The following is a 21923-nucleotide window of genomic DNA, read 5'->3' as shown; positions in this document are numbered from 1 at the left end:
CTCATAAAAAAGAATAATAAAATAGGAGAGTAGTGTAACCTTTTACCAATAAAGGCTACTAACTCTACAATCATCGATGGTTAATATTATGTTTTTTAGATTCAATATTTTTTAGAATAAAATTCCTGTTCTTTACGTCCGGAAGTTTCATTTTAAAATCAGAACAAAGTCTTAGCTGTCTTGTTTAGGATGCAATATTATTTTGCACATTGAGTTTAGATTAGGGATCGTATTTAAGTTATGGACAACAAAAAGTTTATAGTAAGTTTAAAAAAAGGTAATGAGGCTACTTTCAGGGAAGCGTATCTCAATTACTATGATAAACTGATAAACATTGCCAGACGATTCGATTTTACCGTACTCACCCCTCAAGACTTTGTTCAGGAGACTTTTTTAAGACTTTATAATAAAAGAGAATTACTTAATGAAGAGGTTTTATTCGATAAACAACTCTTTACCATTTGCAAGAATATCATTCTCAATCATCTTAACAGAGAAAATAAAATAATTCAGCTTGATCCAAAGTTCGAAAAAATGGAACATGAGGACACAGAAACCGAAATTTTTGAAGAAAGAAAAGAAAAATTATATTCTTTCATCAATCAGCTTCCGGAACAGCAACAAAAAATATTTACACTTCATAAACTGGAAAACCTTAGTTATAAGGAGATTGCAGCAATTACAGACCTTTCTGAAAAAACAATTGCCAATCATATTTATCTCGCCAGTAAATTTATTCGAAAAAAAGTCGAAGACCATTAGGAACTTTTGTGTTCTCGTTTGTTATAGATATAAACAGAACATAAAATGCACATTGAGACTTATAAAACAGATGTTAAATCCACAGAAGATGCAAGCTTTATTGTTATGCTTCTCAAATTCATCATTTCTGATTGTATCATGAAATTTGATTTCGAAAATAATGAGAATATTCTAAGAATCGAAACCAACAGAGAAATTAAAGAAATGGTTTATGGTGTTTTTACTAAGCAGGGATTTTATTGCCAAAAAATTTAACGCTCCAAAAAATGGATGAAAATAAATTAGAAGAAGAATTGAAAAAACTATGGGACGAAACCCCCATTTCACATTCTGATCAAGAAAAAGAAGTTTCCTGGGAGCAATTCCAGTCGAAAGCATTCGCTTCAAATAAAAAGAAATTTAAACCGTGGCGTTATGCAGCTGCGGCGGCCGTTTTGCTTTTTATTGTTGCAGGAACGGGAATTTATTTTAATAACGATCCTGTAAATACAAACATTATTGTTGCCGAAAATGTAATTGAAAATACCACTTCAATAATCAAAACTGTAATCTTGCCCGATAATTCAAGAATAGAATTGAGTCCGAATTCTAAAATTGTTTATGGAAATAATTTCGCCGTTAACAGAAAGATTGAAGTTACGGGTGAAGCTTATTTTAAAGTGACGAAAGATAAAAAGCATCCATTTCAGGTATTTTGTAACGAAACGACCACCACAGTTTTAGGAACTTCATTTACAGTTAAAGAAACGAATCAAAAAGAAGTTTCAGTAGAACTTTATGAAGGAAGCGTTCAGATGAATGTGAAAAATCAGGATGAAAAATGGATTTTGAAACCCGGCGAAAAATTTACCTACGGAAACAACATCGTATTAGTAGCTGAATTTAAACGATTTATAGATTTTGATAATGAAAAACTAATCACGATCAGCAATTACATCGAGACCAATTACGGATATAATGTAATAATCCCGCAAGAATATAATAATCAGAGAATTACAATCAGAATCAATAAAAAAGAAGATTTAAATACTATTGTCCAATTAATATCAGAAATGTATAACCTAAACTTTGAAGTAAATGAAAATTTAAAACAGATTACTTTTCGATAGAAAAGAAAAGGATGCACTAGCCGCGAAACTAAACATCCTCCTCATATTCAGGATAGTATAAAACTATCTCATTTAATAATATTCAAAAATACAAAATTTCATGAAGCATATAATTTCAGCATGCTTTTTTTTATTCAGTTTGTGTGTATTCTCCCAAAACGTTACAGTAAACGTTGATCAAACCGTAACATTAAAAGAATTCTTTAAAGAAATTGAAAATCAAACCGATTTTAAGTTTGCCTTTACGGATCAGATTAATACAAGCCAAAAATATTTTACACAAAAAAAGACGTATAAAAATACCGAAATAAACGAACTTATTAATGAACTTAATAAGACATCATCAATTCAGTTTTCGATTGTAGGTAACAATATTTTTGTCAAACAAAAAGCTGCAAAAGTAACAACTAAAAAAAAAAACAAGCTGACCGGAAAAGTTCTCGATATAAATAAACAAGCTATTATTGGTGCGAATATTTACATTAAGGAAACTGGAAACGGAGCAACAACCGATAGAAACGGAATGTTTGATGTTGAGGTAGAAAAAGGAACTTATACTGTTGTGATTAGTTATGTTGGTTTTAGAAATAAAGAAAAGCAAATTACAGTTTCAGATGATGTAAGGATTGATTTTAATATGGAGGATGACAGTCAGGAACTCGATCAGGTAATTGTTACAGGAACAAAAGCCGTAGATATCAAAAATACTCAAATGAGTGTGAGTAAGCTTTCAATGGCAGAAATTAAAAGATTGCCAACCGCTATGGGGGAACCGGATCCTTTAAAATCATTATTGACTTTGCCCGGAGTTACAAACGCCGGTGAAGCTTCGTCAGGATTTAATGTTCGTGGAGGAGCTGCTGACCAGAATTTGATTCTTTTAGATGGTGCTCCCGTTTATGGCGACTCACATATGTTTGGATTTTTCTCTATTTTTAATGCAGATATTGTTAGTGGATTAGATTTGTATAAAGGAGGGATTCCGTCCAAATTTGGCGGACGTGTTTCTTCTGTTCTTGATGTAAGCCAGCAAACAGGAGATTTAACCGATTACAAAGTAAGTGGAGGAATTGGTCTTATTTCAAGCCGGCTTATGGTACAAGGTCCTATAAAAAAAGATGTTGGTTCATTTATTATTGCAGGACGCGCATCATACGCTCATTTATTTTTAAAACTGACAGATATTAAGAGTTCCGTAATGTTTTATGATATTAATGCCAAGTTTAATTATCGTTTGGGAGCCAATAATACAATTGCTTTTTCCGGATATATGGGAAATGATTTATTTGATATTAACAATTTTTTCAACACTACCTACGGTAATAATATGGGAACGTTTAGCTGGAAACATAAATTTTCGGACAATTTAAACACAAATCTTTCTATTTTTTACAGTGATTATAAATTTAATCTGCAAATACCATTTCAAAAATTGGAATGGAATAGTAAAATTACCAACTACGGACTTAAATACAACTGGAATCATACTATATCAGATAATTTTAAACTAAACTACGGTATTGATGGTTTATATTATGATTTTAATCCGGGAACTGTAAAACCTTATGGTACTGATTCAGCATATAATTACAATCAATTAGACAAAAAATATGCTTTAGAAACGTCTGCTTATCTAGATGTTGAACATAACGTTACTGAAAAGTTGAATCTCCGTTATGGACTTCGTTACAGTACGTTTTTTCGTTTAGGCAACGAAGCTATCAGTACTTACGAAAATGGAGAATCCGTAGTTTACAATCCTCTCTATAATATTTATGAAGAAGCAACGCCAACCGGAAGTAAGTATTACGGAAAAGGAAAAACCATCAGCAAATTTGATAACCTTGAACCACGATTGGCATTATCATATGCTTTTAATGATGAAACTTCGGTAAAAGCGAGCTATAACAGAATGGCGCAATATATTCATATGTTGTCCAATACCCGTGCTCCTTTGCCCATGACAATCTGGACACCAAGCGGACCTTTTACAAAACCACAAATGCTGGATCAATATGCAGTAGGATATTTCAAAAATATTAAGGAAAGTGAATACTCTTTTGAAAGTGAATTATTTTATAAAAATATCAAAAACAGGATTGATTACATTGATGGAGCAAATTTATTGGGTAACAATAATATTGAACAGGATATCCTGACCGGAAAAGCCAGATCATATGGTATGGAATTATTATTCAGAAAAAATACAGGTCGTTTTACAGGATGGGTTTCTTACACCTTGTCAAAAGCAGAACAAAAAACGCCGGGAAGAACAGCCGAAGAGCCCGGTATCGCCAATGGTGAATGGTATTTATCAGGTTATGATAAATTGCATAATCTTAATATTACCACAAATTATGAATTCAGTCCTAAATGGTCTTTCAATGCTAATTTCTCCTTACAATCTGGTCAGCCTGTAACGTATCCTAATGGTTATTATGAATTTGCAGGCAGAAACATACCTAATTATACGTTAAGAAACGAAACAGACTTCCTGCATATCACCATTTAGATATTGGTGCAACTTATACGCCTAAACCGGATAAAAAGAAAGGATGGCAAAGTTATTGGGTATTTAGTATTTATAATCTTTATAACAGGCAAAATGCTGCATCGATGACGTTTTCACAAAATGATGATACAGGAGCGAATGAGTCCAGCCAATTGTCTATTTACGGATTAGTACCTGGTGTTTCTTATAATTTTAAATTTTAATAGTATGCTAAGATTAAAAAAATATAATTTTAAAAGTAAAGGATTTACTTTATTTAGTCTTCTTTTTGTTTTACTTTTTTCGTCCTGTTCCAACATTGTTGAACTTGATTTAGAAACCGGAGATCCTAAAATAGTGATCGATGCCGAGATAATTTGGGAAAAAGGAACAAGCGGAAGCGAACAATCAATAAAAATAACCAGAATGGCTCCTTATTATAATCCCGAAGTACCAAAGGTTTCCGGAGCACAGGTAAGAGTCGAAAATAGTAATGGAGATATTTTTACATTCAATGAATCTGAGCCGGGTTTATATGTTTGTACTAATTTTGTTCCTGCAATTAACATGGAATATAAATTGTTTGTACAAGTCGATGGACAAAGTTTAACGGCTACTGAAAAATTAGTTTCTGTATCGCCAATTGACAAAGTAGAGCAGGAATTAATGCCTGATATAACAGGACCTGATTTTATTGTAGTATCATTTTATTATAAAGACCCGGCTGATCAGGTCAATTATTATCTGACAGATTATAAAATAGATTACCTGGCTTATCCGGAATATACAGTATCAAGTGATGAATTTGTTAATGGGAATGAAATAAATGAAAAGTTTGGAGGTACTGATTTAAAACCGGGAAAAATTATGGAAATAACACATCGTGGTATTTCTAAGAACTTTTATAATTACATGAATTTAATTTTAGAAGCTGCAAGTTCGAACCCATTTGGTTCAGTACCGGGAAATATTAGAGGTAACATTTTAAATACAACGGATACTAATAATTTTGCACTAGGCTATTTTAGACTTTGTGAAACAAACCATATTTTATACACAGTAAAATAAAAATTTAATTGAAGGTTGATTTGTAAATACATCTGGCATATCATTTATGTCAGGTGTATTTTTTTTTTGTTTAAGAAATAAAAAAATCCTCTTTCGTTATGAAAGACGATTGTATTTTAGATCAATCCCAAAACCCTATGGAGAGAGAAAAAAAATTACCACAGAGCACGCAAAAATTTCTTACCAAGCAGAATCTAAAAAAACACAAAGTTCACAAAGCTAAATAAACACAAAGATTTGTGAACTTTGTGTTTTTCAACACACTCTACTATAAAAAAAATTTGTGCCCTTTGCGGTAAAAATCACCCAGTATATATAACCAAAAGTTCGGAAAAAAAATATACCACAGAGCACGCAAAGTTTTTTTACTAAGCAAGAATCTACAAAAACACAAAGTTCACAAAGCTAGGTCAATACATAGCTTTGTGAACTTTGTGTTTGTCAACACACTCTACTATAAAAAAACTTTGTGCCCTTTGCGGTAAAAATCACCCAGTATATATAAGCCTGATTATTTTAATAAGTACTTACCTGAATTCCGTGTTCTTTTGCATAAGGCATAGCAAGATCCCATACTTTTTTATACTTGGCATCAAACTCAGGAAACGATGTTTTTTCCATTTCAGCAATTGCATTGTCAATTTCTTCCTGAGGCGCATTACTTTCCATTAGTTTGGCAATTTTGATGTAATCGGTTTTGTATTTACCTTTTACAAATTCAAATAAATCTAATGAAGCATTGATTAAAGGCGTAGTTTCTTCCGTAGGTTTTAAGTCCTTTATTTTTCCAATAATCTGATCGATGTACGGAATTTTAAATCGTAGAATATGATCTTCATAAGATTTTGCAGGAAATGTACTTTTGTCATCAAAAGCCAAAAGCTGATTTCCTTTTTTATTCTGTTCCATTGTTCTGAAATCCTTTCCGCCAAATTCCGTTAAAGTATTTGTGTTCAAAGCAGTTCTGTCAAAATATTCTTCAGGAGTATTTTGGCAGGATTGCATGAATATGGAAAGTAATAGTAGAGATAAGAGTTTTATTTTCGAAGTCATTTTAAAATTTTTGTAGTTATTTAGTATATATTCTAATTTACAGTTATTCCAGAACATCTGCAATTAAAAAAGATTTTCCTGAAGGAATTATTTTGATATCTCGTTTAAAAATTTCTTTAGACACAACATCTTTAAGAACAACTCTAAAAAGAAAACCATTATCCTTTGTCGTATTCATAAGCAAACAACTCGTAACGCTAATCTTGTTCCAATCCTGTGCCGAAATTAAAAAACCTTCATAACCAGCACGTTTCGTATTAAATTTACTTTTCCATTTTTTTTCAAACGCAGGTAAAGTCATTCCGCCGTCCATATCGATATTCATCGCATCCATTTTATATTCATTGTATGCTTTCGTTGTAATATTCTCCATTTCAACAGTTTCCTTAAAAAACTGATCAATAGCTTTTAACAGCCACTTTTTTGCTGCTTCGCCATCATTAAAATCCTCTTTTTTAAACTGATTTTCAGAAATTTCTATAGATAATTTTATTTCGCCAGAAGTTTTAATTTCTGTAGAAGAAAAAAAGCTGCTTAAAAAAAGAGTAGTAAGAATAATTAATTGATTCATGATAAGTTTAATAGTTAGTTTTAAACGTTTTAGTTTATTTTTTGCTAGAATTTAGAAGATAAAAAGGAGGTTTAAATTTAATAATTTATTCCATTTCAACCTGCAGTAAAGCCATTGCAGATTTCTGACTTCCTTTATCTGCCCCAATATTCCATTGTTCCACCGCTTTTTCCTTTTGACCCAAATAGAAATAATAAGCGCCTAAAACAGTATAACCTTCAGGTTCACCCTGCGCAATAATTTTATTGCCAAGTTTAATAATTTCTGGATTAACAGTTATGGGTTTATCATTTTTTTGATTGCTCAATAGCGCACCCAAACCCTGATCTGCAATAAGCATCATCCCAAAATAATCCAGACAAGCTTTGCTGAGTCCCTGATTACATAGCTGGCTCATTTTTTCTTCCTGAGCTTTTAACGTTTTCTCATTCAGCGCAAAATCAAGTGACGATTTTGTTTGCGATATCTTGTAATATTCGTGCAGTAGTTCCGCTTTTTTCTTAGAGGCAGCAGCGTCCTTTCGGTTATTGGCAACAACCGTATCTTTTTTAATCCAGGTTTGTTTTTCAACCCAGCTCGAAGCGCCAATTAAAGTATTGCCTTTTATTTTAAATTTAAAAATGCTTTTATCCGGATATACAATCAGCGAATCGCCTTTGGTAAAGTAATCGCCGGTCCCCATTCCGACGATATTTACTTTACCATTTCCATCAAACTCAAAAAACGAATAAATGCTTGAATCTGATTTAGATTTATAGTATCCATGAATATTGTTGTCGATAATCTGGCTGTATATTAAATTAGGAATATAGATTAATAACAGTAATAGTTGAAATTTTTTCATTTTGCTGAATTTTTGTTTTTTACATTTCATTCCCTAAAAAAGAAACCAGCACAAAAACATGCGTCTTTATACTGGCTAAATTTTTATAATTATTTGATAAAATCAAATTTGTCAGTAAATAATTTACCTACAATAGGAACAGGAATTTCCTGCTCATTATTAGCATTAATTATTCCCATAACCCATAATACTAAAACTACAATATTTACCAGACTTAAAATACTTGCTAAAGTTGGTACAACAACTGCAATTATCGTCAATGCAACAGAAATTACAATTCCAAGTATTGCGATTCCTAAACCTTGTTTCAGGTGAAATCTCGTAAGAGAATCTTTAACTGTAAGTTTATTGTAATTTACATAAGCGATTACCCATCCAATAATGGTAATGTAAGAAATAATTGAAAGCGTCTTTTTGTTCATGATTTGTAGATTTAAAATTCAATTCAAAACTACACATCAAATATTCAAAAAACATAAATTCTGTATCTACTTACCATCTACAGCGATCATTTAGGCATCTATTTTGTATCTACAAGATCAGTAAATTTGAAGCAGAAAAACGCGCGAAGTATTGATTTTACTGAACCGACATGATATACGAATCCAAATCAGTTTCTCGGTCCAGATTTAGTTTTTGTTTAATTCTGTAACGTGCCATTCGCATACTTTGAGTTTCAATATTCATGTGATTGGCGATTTCCTTCGTACTCATTCCTAACTTTATATAGCCGCAATATTTAAAATCCAGCTTGGTCAAAGTTCCCGAAGCCTTTTCCTGTAAAGTCGAAAAAAACACAGGATTTGTATTCTCCAGACTGCTTTTTAATAACTCAAATTCGTCATCGACTTCCATGCTTTTGTCAATGGTTTTTGAGATTGTTTTTATATCCGTAGACTTTTCAGATTTCATGACCGACAATTTATTCTGAATGTCTTTTAGAACTTCATTCTTTTTTTCTAATTGAAGGTTATTTGTCATTAATTCCTGCTGCAGCTTATTTTTTTGCTGTTCCGTCAATATTTTTTCCTGAATCGCAATTTGAAGTTCCTTCTCTGTCAATTCAGATTCCAGAATAGCAATCATCGCTTCTTCCTCCTTAAGTTTGGCTAAAAGAGTCACTTCTTCGTTTGCTTTTTGAAGTAATAAATTGGTTTTGATATAGGATCTTTGTCTAAAATGATACGAACGCAGCATAAAAGCCAATGTAAAAAACACAAAAACCAAAAGCGCTATATACAAGTAATTGATTTTCTTTCGGTATTCTAAATTGTCCGTCAATAATTTAATTTGCTGCGATTTTTTTTCTGTTTCAAAACGTACCGAAGCATTGTATTCTCTAGCTCTGTTTTCCTTTTCCATCATAACTGCAATCGCTTTATCATACAGATTGAAGTATTTTTTATACGAAGCAAAATCATTTTTTATGTCTGCCAAATCCATATAATTTTTATAAAGCAAGGCAAAATACCGTGGGTTTATTTTTGGGTATTCAGCAATAATATCTGCCACTTTTTTCAATACCTTTTCAACGTTTGGTATATCATTCAAGTTCGTATAATATTGTGCTTGCTGGCCATACAAAACCATAAGCTGCATTGGTTCATTTAATTCGAGGCAAACGGCTTCTGTTTTTTGTAAATGTGCTAAAGTTTTTTCGGGCTCGGTTTCAAAAAAGTGATACAAATAAAGACTGGTTAGATTTAAGCAGGTTCTGCCGTAAGAACCAATAATATTTCCCTTTCTTTTTTCATTTTCGAATATTTCAATCGCTTTCAGATAATCGTTTTCTGCAGTTTGAAGTAAATGGAGATCTGCAGGGTTTTTTTGTTCTGCTTTTCGTACCAATAAAAGTGCCCAGCTCGTTAAACCATTGGCGATATTAACCTGATTTTTACTTTCGTAAGCTAAATCCAAAGCCTTTTTATTGTATTTTTCAGAAAGAATAAGATCGTTATGATCTATAAAATACGCGCCCAGATTCTCATATCCATTCACCAGTTTGTCATATCGCATTTTATTTTTTTCAAAATAAGAAAGTGACCTGAGCATGTAGTCAATGTATTTTTCCTTATTTCCAATAAATTCATTTTTGTAAGCAATGGCATAATTGGCATATGATATTGCTTTTAAATCTTTGGATGCTGTGGCTAAAGTATAACTGGAATCGGCAAATTTTATTTGTAGCGATACATTATCAAGAAATCGGGCAATGTCTGAAAGGGCTTCATATGCAATAGCCTGACTCTTTATGTCTTTTTCTTCACGCGCTAGCTTTAATGCCTGATTAGCATAGTTATACGCTTTTATGGTATCTGTTTTTTTATAACAAGAGCTAAGTTCACGTAAATAATCGCATTTTTTTTCTATGGATAAGTCTTTCTGCCCAATTAATTTCAGTAACTCATTCTTGGTTTTTTGTCCGTAAGAAGTACTTATTATAAAAAAAGAAAGCAATGTTATAAAAAGAGTTTTAGACAATTTAATTCCTGATGTAATCATTGTAACGGTTGGTTTGTATAGAATTTTGGTTTAATCTTTAATTGTAATAAAGTTTAAAGATTTCTAAACCAAAGATATATAATAGTAGTATAAAAAACGTAATAAAATTAGTTGTAGATGTACTTGTTTTTCAGAATAAGAAATGCTTTTTTATATAACTAAAAAAATATTTTAACACATAGTTCCGATAGTTATCGGAACATAGATTTATGTGCAAAATGAAGAAAACAAAAAAGAAACATGTTTCTTTCACATATAAAGTTATGCGTAATAAAAAAAGTGAGACGTATTCTCTACAAGATATACTCCTTTAGGAGTTAAATGTTGCGAACCAAGAGTTGAAATGTGCCGCTAGGTACTAAATATTGATAGATAATATAGATTAGCAATACGTTGGCGTGCCGTAAGTACGCAACATAATGATAATTGTTAAGTACCTACGGCACATTAGATTCATTTGGATTCCTATTAACTACCAATATTTAGTGCCTAACGGCACAAATTTCGGCTTTTAAATCTTGATTGGCATAATCAAAAAAATACCCTTTTTAAGAATCCAAAAATCTATGTTCCGATAGCTATTGGAACTATGTGTTTAAAAAAACACGCAAAAAAACACAACAAAAAAATGGACAGCTAAAAATATAACTGTCCATTTTAAAATTAGTGTATGAATTTTAAACTTAAAAATTCACCACTTCACCATTATAACAAGCCTGATAAATAGCTTTTAATTCGTCAATAGTTGGTTTTCTAGGATTAAAACCAGTACATGGATCCGCCAAAGCATTAGTAGCCATATAATCCAGTTTTGCATCCCAGTCTTCCTGCGAAACACCAAATTCCTTAATAGAACCAATATTGTTAACGTCAAGACGTAGAGCTTCAATTGCCTGAGCTAATTCTTCGGTAGTTTCTTTACCAATAACTTTTGCAAGATCAGGAAAACGAGTACTTACTTTAGAGTTGTAACGAATCACGTTAGGCAGGAAAATGGCATTGGCACATCCGTGAGGAACGCCAAACAAAGCACCAACCTGGTGAGAAAGTGAATGTACAATTCCCAACCACGCATTATTAAAAGCCAAACCTCCCATAAACGAAGCATCGTGCATATTTTGACGCGCTGTAATATTCGATGGATTTTTAACCGCTTCTTTCAAATTGTCAAAAACAATAGCCAATCCACCTTTTGCCAGAACATCAGCAAAATTATCATCAATGTTAGAAACGTAAGCTTCAACACAATGCGTTAAAGCATCTAATCCTGTATTTGAAGTGACGTGAGCCGGCATTGAAGCACAGATTTCACCATCAATAATAGCAACATCAGGCGTTAATTCATAAGATACGATAGGATATTTAACCCCTTTTTCACGATCTGTAATTACTGCAAGACCAGTAGTTTCAGTTCCGGTTCCGCTTGTAGAAGGAATTGCTATAAACTTAGCTTTGTTTCTCAATACAGGAACATTGAAAGGTTTGATTAATGAATCAAAATCAGTATCCGGATATTCATAGAAAATCCACATTGTTTTTGCAGCATCAATTGCTGAACATCCACCTAAACCAACAATCCAGTCAGGCTGAAATGCTCGCATAGCTTCAGCACCTTTAAAACTTGTAGCAGATGACGGATCTTCCTCAACACCATCAAATACAGTAGTTTCTATACCAGCTTCATTCAAATACGCTATTGCTTTATCTAACGTTCCGCTTTTTTTCATTGAACTTCCACCAGTAACAATAAAAGCTTTTTTTCCTTTAATATTTTTCAATTCTTCAAGACTTCCCGGACCATGGAAAACCTCACCTGCAACAAATAATTTGCTCATCTTTAATTAGTATTAATTATTGAGGCAAAGATATAGGCGAGTGGGAGCGGCGATGTTATACAAACAAGACTACGCGGTATAAATTTGCGCCAGCTCTTGCTGAAGTTCCGTTGGAGTTTCTTTTAATTTAGCCTTCACAAATTTATTTAATGCCGATGGAGAACTAAAACCCAGATCAAACGCAATTTCTTTATGAGAAAGATCAGAAAACATTAATTGCCTTTTGATTTCGGTCAGGATTCTGTTATGAATCGCATTAATAGCCGTTTCTCCGCAATGTTTTTTTGTAATTTCATTCAGTTTTTTTGGCGTAACCATAAGTTCGGAAGCGTAATATTGAACAGTACGTTCGCTTTTATATTGCTCGTTTAATAGTTTTTTAAAACCAATATAAACATGCTGATTTGCCTTTTGTAATAATACAGGATGCTGACCGTGAATAGATTCAATAAGTCCCAGTAAAAAGACTTTGATATAAAAACGTGCCTGTTCCTTTTTGACAAGACTTGGATTGTTATAAATATTCTGGATATTCTGAATCAGAAAAAGAGCCTCTGTAAATTCCGGATTTAAAAGCATCGTGGAATTTAAATTTGCCGAAAGATTTACATTATAAGCACTCAATTCATTTTTAAGAATATCAGAACAAAACAAAACTTCTTCAAATAAAATAATTTTGCCTTTTAAATCCTCACTTAAATCAGATAAAGAATGAACTTGGTCAGGAAAAATAATAGAAATTTTTCCTGCTTTCAGATAATGAATTTTCTCTTCGATCTGAACATTTATTTTTCCTGCTTCAACAATTATAATGCAAAAATGATCGTTTTTATGCGGTTGTAAATAATCCTGAATATTTACGGTATTTAAATCAAAAACGCGAAATGATAAATTTTTATCTTCCGGTTTTTGAATGTTTTTTTTAATTTCTAACCTTTTTATATTCATTTTGTAAATTTCTAATGAAAACTATTGCGCCTGCAAATTTAGTCAAAATTGACAAGTTTATCTTTATCGAAGTGCTTGTCTGTTTTAATTGAAAGTTGTACGAACAAAAACATTCCTAATCCATAAAAATCAAAAAATCCTGAAAAATAAATACCTTATCTTTGTTCAGCTTCATCAATAAAACCTGATATGTACAATATTATTTTAAAACATCTGGAAGAAAAAGTTACGTTATCCTTAGAAGAAAAGGAACTGATTAAAACTTTTTTCAAACCTCAGAAATTAAAGAAAAAACAATTTTTAGTTATTGAAGGTTACGTTTGTAAATACCTCACATTTGTATCAAAAGGGCTTTTAAAATCCTATAATGTCGATGAAAAAGGAAATGAACACATCAACCAGTTTACACCCGAAGGCTGGTGGACATCAGACATGAACAGCTTTTTTAGCGGAGAAATTTCTTTTTACAGCATTAACGCAATCGAAGATTCGGATATTCTGACCATTACAGTTGAAGATTTTGACAATTTAACCTTGCAGGTTCCGGTTATGGACAGGTATTTCAGGATTCTTTTTCAGAATAGTTTAATTACTAAAGAAAGAAGATTGATAAGTTCTCACACACATAATGCAGAAGAAAAATACCGACATATTGCAGAAAACAATCCGGATTTGATCAAACGGGTTCCGCAGAATCTTTTAGCTTCCTATCTTGGACTTTCGCCGGAAACCCTTAGCAGGCTTAAAAAGAACTTATTATTAGAATAAACTTGATATAGATCAATCGAATTTCTTGTTTTAGATCATCTTTTTGAAGCTTGTTTTAGAAGTAATTTTGTAAAAAATAATCATATTATGGATGCTGACAAAATAACAACACTTTCTACACAAGGAAATACCGCCTTAGTTGTAGGCGCAACCGGAATTGCCGGAAGCAATCTCGCCACAAAATTAATTGAACAAGGATGGAAAGTTTTTGGACTTTCAAGAAACCCAAAAAACAATATCGAAGGATTAAATTCCATTGCTGCGGATTTATTGAACACAGATTCTTTGACTACCGCATTAAATGATGTTGCGCCAACTCATGTTTTTTTCACAACCTGGATGCGAAACGACACCGAAGAAGAAAATATTAGGGTAAATAGTGCGATGATTCGAAATTTATTGGATGTTCTATCGCCTAAAAAATCAATAAAACATGTTTCATTAGTGACAGGTTTAAAGCACTATTTGGGACCATTTGATGCTTACGCCAAAGCAGGAACGTTGCCTGAAACTCCGCTTAGAGAAGAAATGCCAAGATTAGATTTGCCTAATTTTTATTATGCGCAGGAAGATGAAGTTTACAACGCCGCTTCAAGAGACGGATTTACCTGGAATATTCATAGACCTCATACTTTGATAGGAAATGCGGTAGGAAAAGCCATGAATATGGGAAGTACTTTAGCCGTTTATGCCAGTATTTGCAAGCAAGAAGGGCTTCCGTTTATCTGGCCGGGATCTGCTGAACAATGGAACGGAATTTCTGATGTTACCGATGCTAAAATTTTAGCCGACCAAATAATATGGGCCGCAACTACGCCAAATGCCCACAATGAAGCTTTTAATATTACAAATGGCGACGTTTTCCGTTGGAAATGGCTTTGGCCAAAAATAGCAGAATGGTTCGGAATTGATTTTGAAGGATATAATGGCGAAATTAAACCGCTTGAAACACGATTAAACGAGAAACAAGCCATCTGGACAAAAATTGCAAAAGATCAAAACTTAGCAGAGTCAGATTTAAAACAATTAGCATCAGCCTGGCATACAGATCTTGATCTTAGTCGCCCGCTTGAAGTTATGACAGATATTTCTAAAAGCAGAAAACTGGGATTTACAGCATTTACTAGCACAAAAGATTCATTTTTCGACTTGTTTACAGACTTAAGAAATCAGAAATTGATTCATTGATTTTTGTAATTAGATTAAAAATTAAACCTCCAAAGTCAAATTGATTTTAGAGGTTTTTTTATTAGAGAGTTTGATTGTCGGTGTACAAGTTTCTGAATAAAAATAGGCTGAAAGTAATTTATGCCTTATAAATCTCTCTCAAAATCGCAAAGGTTTGTCATTTCGACGAAGGAGAAATCTCCGTAAGTACCTCCGCAACGCAAATCCAATCTTTGTCGAGCTTCTCGCTGAGATTTCTCCTTCGTCGAAATTGACCATACTGTGTTTAAACTTTGCGTCTTAGCGCCTTTGCGAGATTATTTTTTTTTCTAAAAAGCTTAACATAATTACATTGCGCTAGAGTGACCTTTGTCGAATCCCAAATGTGATTTCTCCTTCGTCGAAATGACAATACTGTGTTTAAACTTTGCGTCTTAGCGCCTTTTCGAGATTAATTTTATTATCTAAAAGCTTAACTAAATAACATTAAGCGCGACTGTTTCGCTCGTATACAATCTACAATGTAAATCTATTTTACTTATATACTTTCGCCTACATTGTATTCAAACCCAAAATACCTCCATAAGCAACAGCAGCTTTATGAACCTGAATAATCCAGTCATCAGCGGCATTATCATCGGCTCCGTCTGAAATATATTTTAAACACAAAAACGGAATATTCTCTTTCATCGCAATCATCGCGAGAGCGTAAGCTTCCATATCGACAACGTCATATATTTTGACGTCGTGTCCCATTTCAAAATTATCTCCTGTTCCGCAGATTCCTGTTTTAAGGTTATCCATCGCTAAACCATATTCCAGAATAACAGGTAAATCAGATAGGGGAGTTTCATATAATTCAAATCCCAAACCTCTCACATCCATATCTCTCTGAACAAATTTTGTACAGCAAATAACATCGCCTTTCTGGAAATGACTGCTTCCCGCTGATCCCAGATTCACAATTAATGCAGGTCGTTTTTGCTGAATTGCCTTTGTTAATTCATAAGCTGCATTTACTTTTCCTATTCCGGTAATCAGCGCATTATGTCCGTCAAAAACTGCCGCTGCTTCAGACTGAAGTGCAAAAGAGAATAAAACATCGGATAATGGAAAAGATAATTTTGGTGTAATTTTTATCATCGGGAAATTTATTTTTCAGGATGCAAAGATGCTTATTTAAATGTATTGAGCGTAATTTTTTTAACTCATGACTTTTATTCTCATAAAAAAAACCTCCAAAATCAAAATGACTTTAGAGGTTCAATATAATTTACTTAATCTTTCACAAACTGATCAGATGCGTCTTCTGTTAGCGGGATATACAAACGTTCCCATTTATCGCCTTTTACAAGATCCCATGTATGTCCTTTTCCTTTAGTGTCTTCGGCAATTAAAATTACGCCCGGTTCAATTATAAAAGTATCTCCATTGCTCACTTTGAATCTTAATTTTCCTTTTAAGGTAACCACATATTGTTTTCTTGGTGCTGCGTGAGCTACTTTTTCGTAGGCATCAACGTGAGTCTGAGCAAAAAAACCTTTTGAATCAATTGTCGTTTTGTTCGGAATTTTTCCCACCTCAAACGTACATTCGCCGTCTTCGGTATTTATTAACCTAATGGCTTTTATATAGCTGTCATGTTCCACTACTTCAGTTTTTACTTTTTTAGATTTTTTCTTATGACCGTCGTCATTGCTGTTTTTTGCGTAATTCGAATTAATTCCTGCAACCAAAGTTACCATCAGGATTAGAAAAACTTTTTTCATTGTTGTAAATTTATTATAATTATTAATATTTAGATTAAAACTGAATCATGAACTTGCATTTTATCCCAAAAAATGCTGTATTTTTTTACTGTTGCTAAATGTTCCGGCAGTTTTCCGTAAGTTTCAAGATCTTCCAGACTTTCAAAAGTCATGACCACATTATAACTGAAACTATTGTCGAGAACCGCACGTGGCGAAGAATTTGCCGGAGTTCCGTAATGAATGGATTTTAAGTACGGAAGTTTGCTTAAATCCTTAAAAAACTGAACAAAATCTTCTACTTGTTTAGGTGTTAAATCTTTTTTAAGCCAGAATAATAAATAGTGATTGTAGAACTTTTTCTCTGTGCTTTTTAGTGGTTCCGCGGCAAAAGCTTTTGCCATTCCAACTGTCGCAATTGATGCTATTGCTGTGTTTACGATAAATTTTCTTCTTTCCATTTGTGTTGAATTTTTAGTTAAAATCGATTCGGTATTTTAAAAGATAAGTCATTCTGTGAGCAGTAACCGATGGCTGTTCCTCAAGACTTGCCACGTTCCCGAAAACCGGACGACGCTGTGCATCAAAAGTCATTTTAGAAGAATGCCCGTTGAATAATAAAGTAACACCGGCATCATAAACCACCACAGGATCAGCAAGCCTGTCGAAGGTTGAATACTGTACAGAAGCTGCCGGCATCAACTGCATTCCTTTTTTTTCATGGTCAAAATAAGGAAGTGTTCCGCCAATTTGAGCATAATAAGTATTTCCTGTTCCTACAACCGGATACGCATTTCCTGCTCCGTTAAAAGATCCAGCGGTCGCATCAACACCAGTTGCGGGATTATTGGTTCCAATGTTTCTGATGAAATTAGGACCGTAATCGTTTTTTAAAGCAATCGCATAAGCACTAAATGATGTTCCTCTATCCTTGTCGATTGGCGTATCATAAAACACATCAATTGCCATATTTTTCATCGCGTCATGAACAACTTCTCCTGAATTTGTAGTGTGCCAAAGCGCATCTGCCATATATTCAGCACCAATCCCGATATTGAAAACTCGTTTTTTTCCTAAATAAGTTCCCGGACTAAACGGAGTTTCATTACTTTCTTTGTCCAGAAATTGGTATTTAAAATATCCGCTGACCAACTGGTGTGCGCCATCAGTATTAAAAACGGCAGTATTTAATTTTGGTGTCGTTGCGCCATCTGTATAAGGATCTGCCAGCGTCATTCTATAATCTAATTTCCCTATTTGACCTTTTACATAAATCCCTAATTTTCGAACTGTTACATCAGTATTTCCGGCGTTTGCTGTTGCAAAAGCGGGCATGTCATATAATAATGTTGCCAAAGGTCCGGTTGAAAATCGGGATAAACCCGTCCAGGTTGAACGTCCTCCACCAACCGAAATATAGTCTGAGAATTTATATTCCGCGTAAGCGTCAAGTAAATCCATGTAGGTATTTGATTTTGAATTTACATTGACATTTGATGGTCCCATTTGTAAAACTACAGTCAGTTTTTCAGTTGGTCGCATTGTCATTTTTGCACGAATTCTTCTAATCGAGAAATCGTAAACGCCTTTTTCTGGCTGATCGTTTACAAGACTTCCCGGATTTAATTCTGAATATCTTGCCCAAAATTCCATGTAACCGCTAAACTGGATAAAGCGTGTTTTTTCAGGATTTAAATAATATTTTAAAGCTGGATTTTTGAAATCTGTTGTTTGTGCATTTCCTTTTAAAACACACAAAACACCGATTAGAAATAAAAGTTTAAACTTTTTAAGTGTCATTTTTACTAACTTTTTCTATTTGTAATTCATTGAAGTTTTTAAAAGCCTGACTGAGTTCCAAGCCTTAAAGACATTACAAATTTCCTCCAAAACGGCACGTACAGCCATTAGAAAGGATATAGAAAAATATTAGAATTTCATTAGAAAGAGGCTAAAGGCAACATAACTGTAAAGCTTGTTTCTTTGTTTTTTTGAGAAGTTACAGAGATATTCCCTTTATGAAGTACAATTATTTTTTGCGTGAGCGAAAGCCCAATTCCGTTACCGTGAGCGATTTGTTTGTTTTCTCCCCGAAAGAATGGTTTAAAAATTGAATCTAATTCGTCAGGATTAATTCCGATTCCTTTGTTGGAGAAAATTAGAATAATCTTAGAATTTTCGAAAGAGACATTTACGGAACATCTTTTATCAAATGAATATTTGCAGCCGTTATTGAAGATATTGGCAAAAGCAACTTTTAATAAATACTCATTTCCTGAAATCAGCATTTCCTGATCGTTCTCAAAATCGACATCAAAATGAATATCAATTTTATGTTTGGCATTTAGTTTTTGCTCCATTTGGCGCGCATCAAGCAAAATTTCATCAATTCTAATTTCCTTAAACGAAATCTCAGATGGATCATAACTGGCTTTTGCGAGATCGAGCAAACTTGATGATAATCGTACCAGACGCTGTGCATCAAGAAGTGTATTTTGAATGGCTTCCCGATATCCTTTTTTCTTATGACTTTTTGATAATGAAAGTTCTAATTCTGCAATTATTGCCGAAAGTGGCGTTCGTAGTTCATGCGAAATATTAGAAACGAAACTTTTTTGGGTTTCAAAGGAATTTTCGAGTCGGTCGAGCATTTCGTTAAACGTATTGGCTAACGCCGAAAGCTCGTCTTTACTGCTTTTAACTTCCAGTCGCACATTGAATTTACTGGCGGTAATTTTGTTAACTTTTCTCGTCATTGCCTTCACAGGTTCGAACGCTTTTCTAGCAAAAAAAAGTCCCGAAAGACAAATCACAACAATCGAAAAGATATACGCATAAACCATATGCGTGTACATATCATCGATTTTATTATAACCGTAATGATCGTAAGCAATGGAAGTGATGATGTATTTTTTACTGCCAAAATGATACGTTACACCAATCATTTGCCACTCGCCAATATACGATTGCAATTCTCCTTTTTTAAGGATTTTAGTCAGCATTTCAGGGGTTTCCTTGATGCGGTCACTTGCCTGATTATCATGAAAAAGTAAGTTGAAATCAGCGTCATAAATTGCAATTTCGGCTTCGTTCATCACTTTTAGATTGTTCATGTGAATATCCTGAAGCGTTGTTGCAGACGCTTTTGCATCAAAAAATAATTCGCCTTTCACATACGCCTTGATTTTTATTCGGTCATAAAATTCAGCTTCGCGGTCATTTTTTGCATATTGAAAAATGATAAACGCAAATAAAAATAAAATTTCTGCGGTTATAAACGTAAAAAGGATGGTAAGCTTAAAGGTAATTTTCATTCTTCGATTTTTAGAATAAAGCCCATTCCTGATTTAGTGTGAATGAGTTTTGTATCGAAATTTTTATCTATTTTTTTCCGAAGATAATTGATGTAAACGTCGATGAAATTAGTTCCGGTATCAAAATTGGTTTCCCAGACTTTTTCAGAAATTTCATTGCGAGAAAGTACACGTTCTGAGTTTTGCATCATATATTCCAGCAGTTTGAATTCCTTTGGCGTTAAGCTGATATCAACATTATTTCGTTTCACGATTTTAGTATTCAGATTCATTTCAAGATCGCTGAATTTTAGCATAAAACCCGGATTTGAACTGCGATATTGGTATCTCTTATATAGTGTTTTAATGCGTACAATTAGTTCCCTTAACTCAAATGGTTTAACCATATAATCATCGGCTCCGGCATCAAAACCATCAATTTTATCATCTGTAGTGCCTAATGCGGTTAACATAATAATAGGCATCTCAGGTTTTAAACTTCTAATTTCCCTGCTCAAATCCAGTCCGTCCATTTTAGGCAGAATAATATCTGTGATCACAAAATCAAAGTCATTGTGCAAGACCATTTTTAACCCAGAAACGCCATCATAAGCTACAGAAGTTGAAAACCCCTGTTCTTCTAATCCTCTTTGAATCAGATCAGCAACGCGTTGATCATCTTCGATAATTAAAATATGCATGAAATATATTTTTAATTTTTGGTTTTTTGCGCGTAATTGTTTTAACACATAGTTCCGATAGCTATCGGAACATAGATTTTGCAAACTCAAAAAAAGACGCTTTACTTTACATCTGTAGACATAGTTATGTGAAAGAAACTTACTTCTTTTTAATAATCTTTTCAAACTATGAAACCTATCCCGATAGCTATCGGACTAGGTGTTTAAAAAGAGTTTCAATCCAAATCCTCTATTTTTTTCCTCATAAAATTCAAACTCCCAATTGCTAATTCTTCTGCATTATGAGGAGAAGTCTGCCATAACGAAACCGCTTGCTGCATTCCTGCTATTGAAGAGGAGAAATTCTCCAGAACCAGATTTCCTTCAAAATTGATGTCTTTTAAACCTTTAAAAAGTGCGTCCCAATTCACCGTTCCTTCGCCAGGCATTCCGCGATTACTTTCGGTGATGTGCAAATGTTTTAGCTTTTTCCCCGAAGCAATAATCGGATCATAAAAATTATTTTCTTCAATATTCATGTGAAAAGTGTCCAGATGAACTGCAAGATTGGTTGTAGTTTTATCAATAATTTCTAAAACATTTGCGGCGGTATTACAAACGTAGCTTTCGTAACGGTTTATAGGTTCAATACCAATCGTGATGCCTAATTTTTGGGCATAAAGTGCGGCTTCTCCCAAAACATTAATGACAATTTCTTTTTCATAAATTGTAACAGGATTTCCGTTAAAAACGCCAATTCCGCTATGTAAAACACCACCTAAAAAAGTACTTTCAACAGCAGCGGTTTTATCTAATGCTTTACAAATAAGCTCCAAAGCCGCTTTAGGATAATAGGGAATATGAGCTTCTTTTGGGAGATTAAGCGAACAGGCAACATCGAGTTTATTTTCTTTGAGTTGTTTTTTTACCGTTTCGGAATCAAATTCCATATTGGTTGGCAATAGTATTTCTATCAGGTCAAAACCAGTTTGTGCTGTTTTTTTTATGGCATAATGTCCCGCTTCAGCAGTCCAGTTGGGAGTAATCCACGAAAGGAGGGAAGCACCAAGTTTGATTTTCATTT

General features: G+C 33.4%; 20 protein-coding genes and 1 pseudogene. 7 read left to right on the top strand and 14 right to left on the bottom strand.

What is annotated here, in order from left to right; translation table 11 throughout:
* The first annotated feature begins 240 nt into the window (after nt 1–240).
* The 5 genes and pseudogenes from KHA90_RS00320 (at nt 241) to KHA90_RS00300 (ending at nt 5430) form a co-directional block, all read left to right on the top strand.
* The gene (locus KHA90_RS00320; protein ID WP_213293604.1) at nt 241–762 is read left to right on the top strand and encodes an RNA polymerase sigma factor; all 522 of its coding nucleotides are present in this window, start codon (nt 241–243) and stop codon (nt 760–762) included.
* A 45-nt stretch (nt 763–807) separates the two neighbouring features.
* Complete coding sequence (locus KHA90_RS00315; protein WP_213293602.1) at nt 808–1017, top strand: hypothetical protein; 210 nt, start codon at nt 808–810, stop codon at nt 1015–1017.
* A gap of 11 nt (nt 1018–1028) precedes the next feature.
* Nucleotides 1029–1871 carry a FecR family protein gene (locus KHA90_RS00310; RefSeq protein ID WP_213293598.1) on the top strand — a complete coding sequence of 281 codons (843 nt, stop codon included), beginning with the start codon at nt 1029–1031 and terminating at the stop codon, nt 1869–1871.
* Nucleotides 1872–1971: 100 nt separating this feature from the next.
* Nucleotides 1972–4586: pseudogene (locus KHA90_RS00305) on the top strand (TonB-dependent receptor).
* Between the two features lie 4 nt (nt 4587–4590).
* Nucleotides 4591–5430 (top strand): DUF4249 domain-containing protein, encoded by an 840-nt coding sequence (locus KHA90_RS00300; RefSeq protein WP_213293596.1) that lies wholly within the window; start codon nt 4591–4593, stop codon nt 5428–5430.
* Nucleotides 5431–5946: 516 nt separating this feature from the next.
* Here the strand turns inward: KHA90_RS00300 and KHA90_RS00295 are convergent.
* From KHA90_RS00295 to KHA90_RS00265, 7 genes are all read right to left on the bottom strand, one after another.
* Complete coding sequence (locus KHA90_RS00295; RefSeq protein ID WP_213293593.1) at nt 5947–6483, bottom strand: hypothetical protein; 537 nt, start codon at nt 6481–6483, stop codon at nt 5947–5949.
* A 43-nt stretch (nt 6484–6526) separates the two neighbouring features.
* A complete protein-coding gene (locus KHA90_RS00290; protein ID WP_213293591.1) occupies nt 6527–7054 on the bottom strand; it encodes a hypothetical protein in 528 nt (175 codons plus the stop codon).
* Nucleotides 7055–7139: 85 nt separating this feature from the next.
* A complete protein-coding gene (locus KHA90_RS00285; RefSeq protein WP_213293589.1) occupies nt 7140–7898 on the bottom strand; it encodes a hypothetical protein in 759 nt (252 codons plus the stop codon).
* A gap of 89 nt (nt 7899–7987) precedes the next feature.
* On the bottom strand, nt 7988–8320 hold the full coding sequence (locus KHA90_RS00280) for a DUF4870 domain-containing protein (RefSeq protein WP_213293587.1): 333 nt from the start codon (nt 8318–8320) through the stop codon (nt 7988–7990).
* Between the two features lie 157 nt (nt 8321–8477).
* Nucleotides 8478–10400: a hypothetical protein gene (locus tag KHA90_RS00275; RefSeq protein ID WP_213293585.1), complete on the bottom strand. Its 1923-nt coding sequence runs from the start codon at nt 10398–10400 to the stop codon at nt 8478–8480.
* Between the two features lie 683 nt (nt 10401–11083).
* Complete coding sequence (locus KHA90_RS00270) at nt 11084–12235, bottom strand: iron-containing alcohol dehydrogenase (RefSeq protein WP_213293583.1); 1152 nt, start codon at nt 12233–12235, stop codon at nt 11084–11086.
* A gap of 69 nt (nt 12236–12304) precedes the next feature.
* A complete protein-coding gene (locus KHA90_RS00265) occupies nt 12305–13183 on the bottom strand; it encodes an AraC family transcriptional regulator (protein ID WP_213293581.1) in 879 nt (292 codons plus the stop codon).
* A 189-nt stretch (nt 13184–13372) separates the two neighbouring features.
* Between KHA90_RS00265 and KHA90_RS00260 the strand changes: the two genes are divergently transcribed.
* Nucleotides 13373–13951 carry a Crp/Fnr family transcriptional regulator gene (locus KHA90_RS00260; RefSeq protein WP_213293579.1) on the top strand — a complete coding sequence of 193 codons (579 nt, stop codon included), beginning with the start codon at nt 13373–13375 and terminating at the stop codon, nt 13949–13951.
* 87 nt (nt 13952–14038) lie between these two features.
* Entirely contained in the window at nt 14039–15139 is a 1101-nt protein-coding gene (locus KHA90_RS00255; protein WP_213293577.1) for an SDR family oxidoreductase, read from the top strand.
* Nucleotides 15140–15670: 531 nt separating this feature from the next.
* Here KHA90_RS00255 and KHA90_RS00250 read toward each other — a convergent pair.
* The 7 genes from KHA90_RS00250 to KHA90_RS00220 all read right to left on the bottom strand — a co-directional run bounded on the left by KHA90_RS00250 (nt 15671) and on the right by KHA90_RS00220 (nt 21921).
* A complete protein-coding gene (locus tag KHA90_RS00250) occupies nt 15671–16261 on the bottom strand; it encodes a 5'-methylthioadenosine/S-adenosylhomocysteine nucleosidase family protein (RefSeq protein ID WP_213293575.1) in 591 nt (196 codons plus the stop codon).
* A 134-nt stretch (nt 16262–16395) separates the two neighbouring features.
* A complete protein-coding gene (locus KHA90_RS00245) occupies nt 16396–16887 on the bottom strand; it encodes a cupin domain-containing protein (protein ID WP_244860207.1) in 492 nt (163 codons plus the stop codon).
* 29 nt (nt 16888–16916) lie between these two features.
* The gene (locus KHA90_RS00240; RefSeq protein WP_213293573.1) at nt 16917–17327 is read right to left on the bottom strand and encodes a Dabb family protein; all 411 of its coding nucleotides are present in this window, start codon (nt 17325–17327) and stop codon (nt 16917–16919) included.
* A 13-nt stretch (nt 17328–17340) separates the two neighbouring features.
* Nucleotides 17341–18666, bottom strand: coding sequence for a hypothetical protein (locus KHA90_RS00235; protein ID WP_213293571.1), 1326 nt, complete (start codon nt 18664–18666; stop codon nt 17341–17343).
* Between the two features lie 140 nt (nt 18667–18806).
* Nucleotides 18807–20180, bottom strand: a complete 1374-nt coding sequence (locus KHA90_RS00230) for a HAMP domain-containing sensor histidine kinase (protein WP_213293570.1) — start codon at nt 20178–20180, stop codon at nt 18807–18809.
* On the bottom strand, nt 20177–20860 hold the full coding sequence (locus KHA90_RS00225) for a response regulator transcription factor (protein ID WP_213293568.1): 684 nt from the start codon (nt 20858–20860) through the stop codon (nt 20177–20179). The genes KHA90_RS00230 and KHA90_RS00225 overlap by 4 nt, the downstream gene beginning before the upstream one ends.
* 215 nt (nt 20861–21075) lie before the next feature.
* Nucleotides 21076–21921, bottom strand: coding sequence for a sugar phosphate isomerase/epimerase family protein (locus tag KHA90_RS00220; RefSeq protein ID WP_213293564.1), 846 nt, complete (start codon nt 21919–21921; stop codon nt 21076–21078).
* Nucleotides 21922–21923: the final 2 nt, after the last annotated feature.

The organism is Flavobacterium psychroterrae (assembly GCF_018380615.1).
GTDB classification, from domain to species: Bacteria; Bacteroidota; Bacteroidia; order Flavobacteriales; family Flavobacteriaceae; genus Flavobacterium; species Flavobacterium psychroterrae.
Note: the sequence above shows the minus strand (reverse complement) of the source record. Positions and strands in the feature narration are given on the sequence as shown.

Excerpts from the sequence above, each read along its gene's own strand:
- KHA90_RS00320 (WP_213293604.1), top strand. The coding sequence starts at position 241 with ATGGACAACAAAAAGTTTATAGTAAGTTTAAAAAAAGGTAATGAGGCT.
- KHA90_RS00315 (WP_213293602.1), top strand. The coding sequence starts at position 808 with ATGCACATTGAGACTTATAAAACAGATGTTAAATCCACAGAAGATGCA.
- KHA90_RS00310 (WP_213293598.1), top strand. The coding sequence starts at position 1,029 with ATGGATGAAAATAAATTAGAAGAAGAATTGAAAAAACTATGGGACGAA.
- KHA90_RS00300 (WP_213293596.1), top strand. The coding sequence starts at position 4,591 with ATGCTAAGATTAAAAAAATATAATTTTAAAAGTAAAGGATTTACTTTA.
- KHA90_RS00295 (WP_213293593.1), bottom strand. The coding sequence starts at position 6,483 with ATGACTTCGAAAATAAAACTCTTATCTCTACTATTACTTTCCATATTC.
- KHA90_RS00290 (WP_213293591.1), bottom strand. The coding sequence starts at position 7,054 with ATGAATCAATTAATTATTCTTACTACTCTTTTTTTAAGCAGCTTTTTT.
- KHA90_RS00285 (WP_213293589.1), bottom strand. The coding sequence starts at position 7,898 with ATGAAAAAATTTCAACTATTACTGTTATTAATCTATATTCCTAATTTA.
- KHA90_RS00280 (WP_213293587.1), bottom strand. The coding sequence starts at position 8,320 with ATGAACAAAAAGACGCTTTCAATTATTTCTTACATTACCATTATTGGA.
- KHA90_RS00275 (WP_213293585.1), bottom strand. The coding sequence starts at position 10,400 with ATGATTACATCAGGAATTAAATTGTCTAAAACTCTTTTTATAACATTG.
- KHA90_RS00270 (WP_213293583.1), bottom strand. The coding sequence starts at position 12,235 with ATGAGCAAATTATTTGTTGCAGGTGAGGTTTTCCATGGTCCGGGAAGT.
- KHA90_RS00265 (WP_213293581.1), bottom strand. The coding sequence starts at position 13,183 with ATGAATATAAAAAGGTTAGAAATTAAAAAAAACATTCAAAAACCGGAA.
- KHA90_RS00260 (WP_213293579.1), top strand. The coding sequence starts at position 13,373 with ATGTACAATATTATTTTAAAACATCTGGAAGAAAAAGTTACGTTATCC.
- KHA90_RS00255 (WP_213293577.1), top strand. The coding sequence starts at position 14,039 with ATGGATGCTGACAAAATAACAACACTTTCTACACAAGGAAATACCGCC.
- KHA90_RS00250 (WP_213293575.1), bottom strand. The coding sequence starts at position 16,261 with ATGATAAAAATTACACCAAAATTATCTTTTCCATTATCCGATGTTTTA.
- KHA90_RS00245 (WP_244860207.1), bottom strand. The coding sequence starts at position 16,887 with ATGAAAAAAGTTTTTCTAATCCTGATGGTAACTTTGGTTGCAGGAATT.
- KHA90_RS00240 (WP_213293573.1), bottom strand. The coding sequence starts at position 17,327 with ATGGAAAGAAGAAAATTTATCGTAAACACAGCAATAGCATCAATTGCG.
- KHA90_RS00235 (WP_213293571.1), bottom strand. The coding sequence starts at position 18,666 with ATGACACTTAAAAAGTTTAAACTTTTATTTCTAATCGGTGTTTTGTGT.
- KHA90_RS00230 (WP_213293570.1), bottom strand. The coding sequence starts at position 20,180 with ATGAAAATTACCTTTAAGCTTACCATCCTTTTTACGTTTATAACCGCA.
- KHA90_RS00225 (WP_213293568.1), bottom strand. The coding sequence starts at position 20,860 with ATGCATATTTTAATTATCGAAGATGATCAACGCGTTGCTGATCTGATT.
- KHA90_RS00220 (WP_213293564.1), bottom strand. The coding sequence starts at position 21,921 with ATGAAAATCAAACTTGGTGCTTCCCTCCTTTCGTGGATTACTCCCAAC.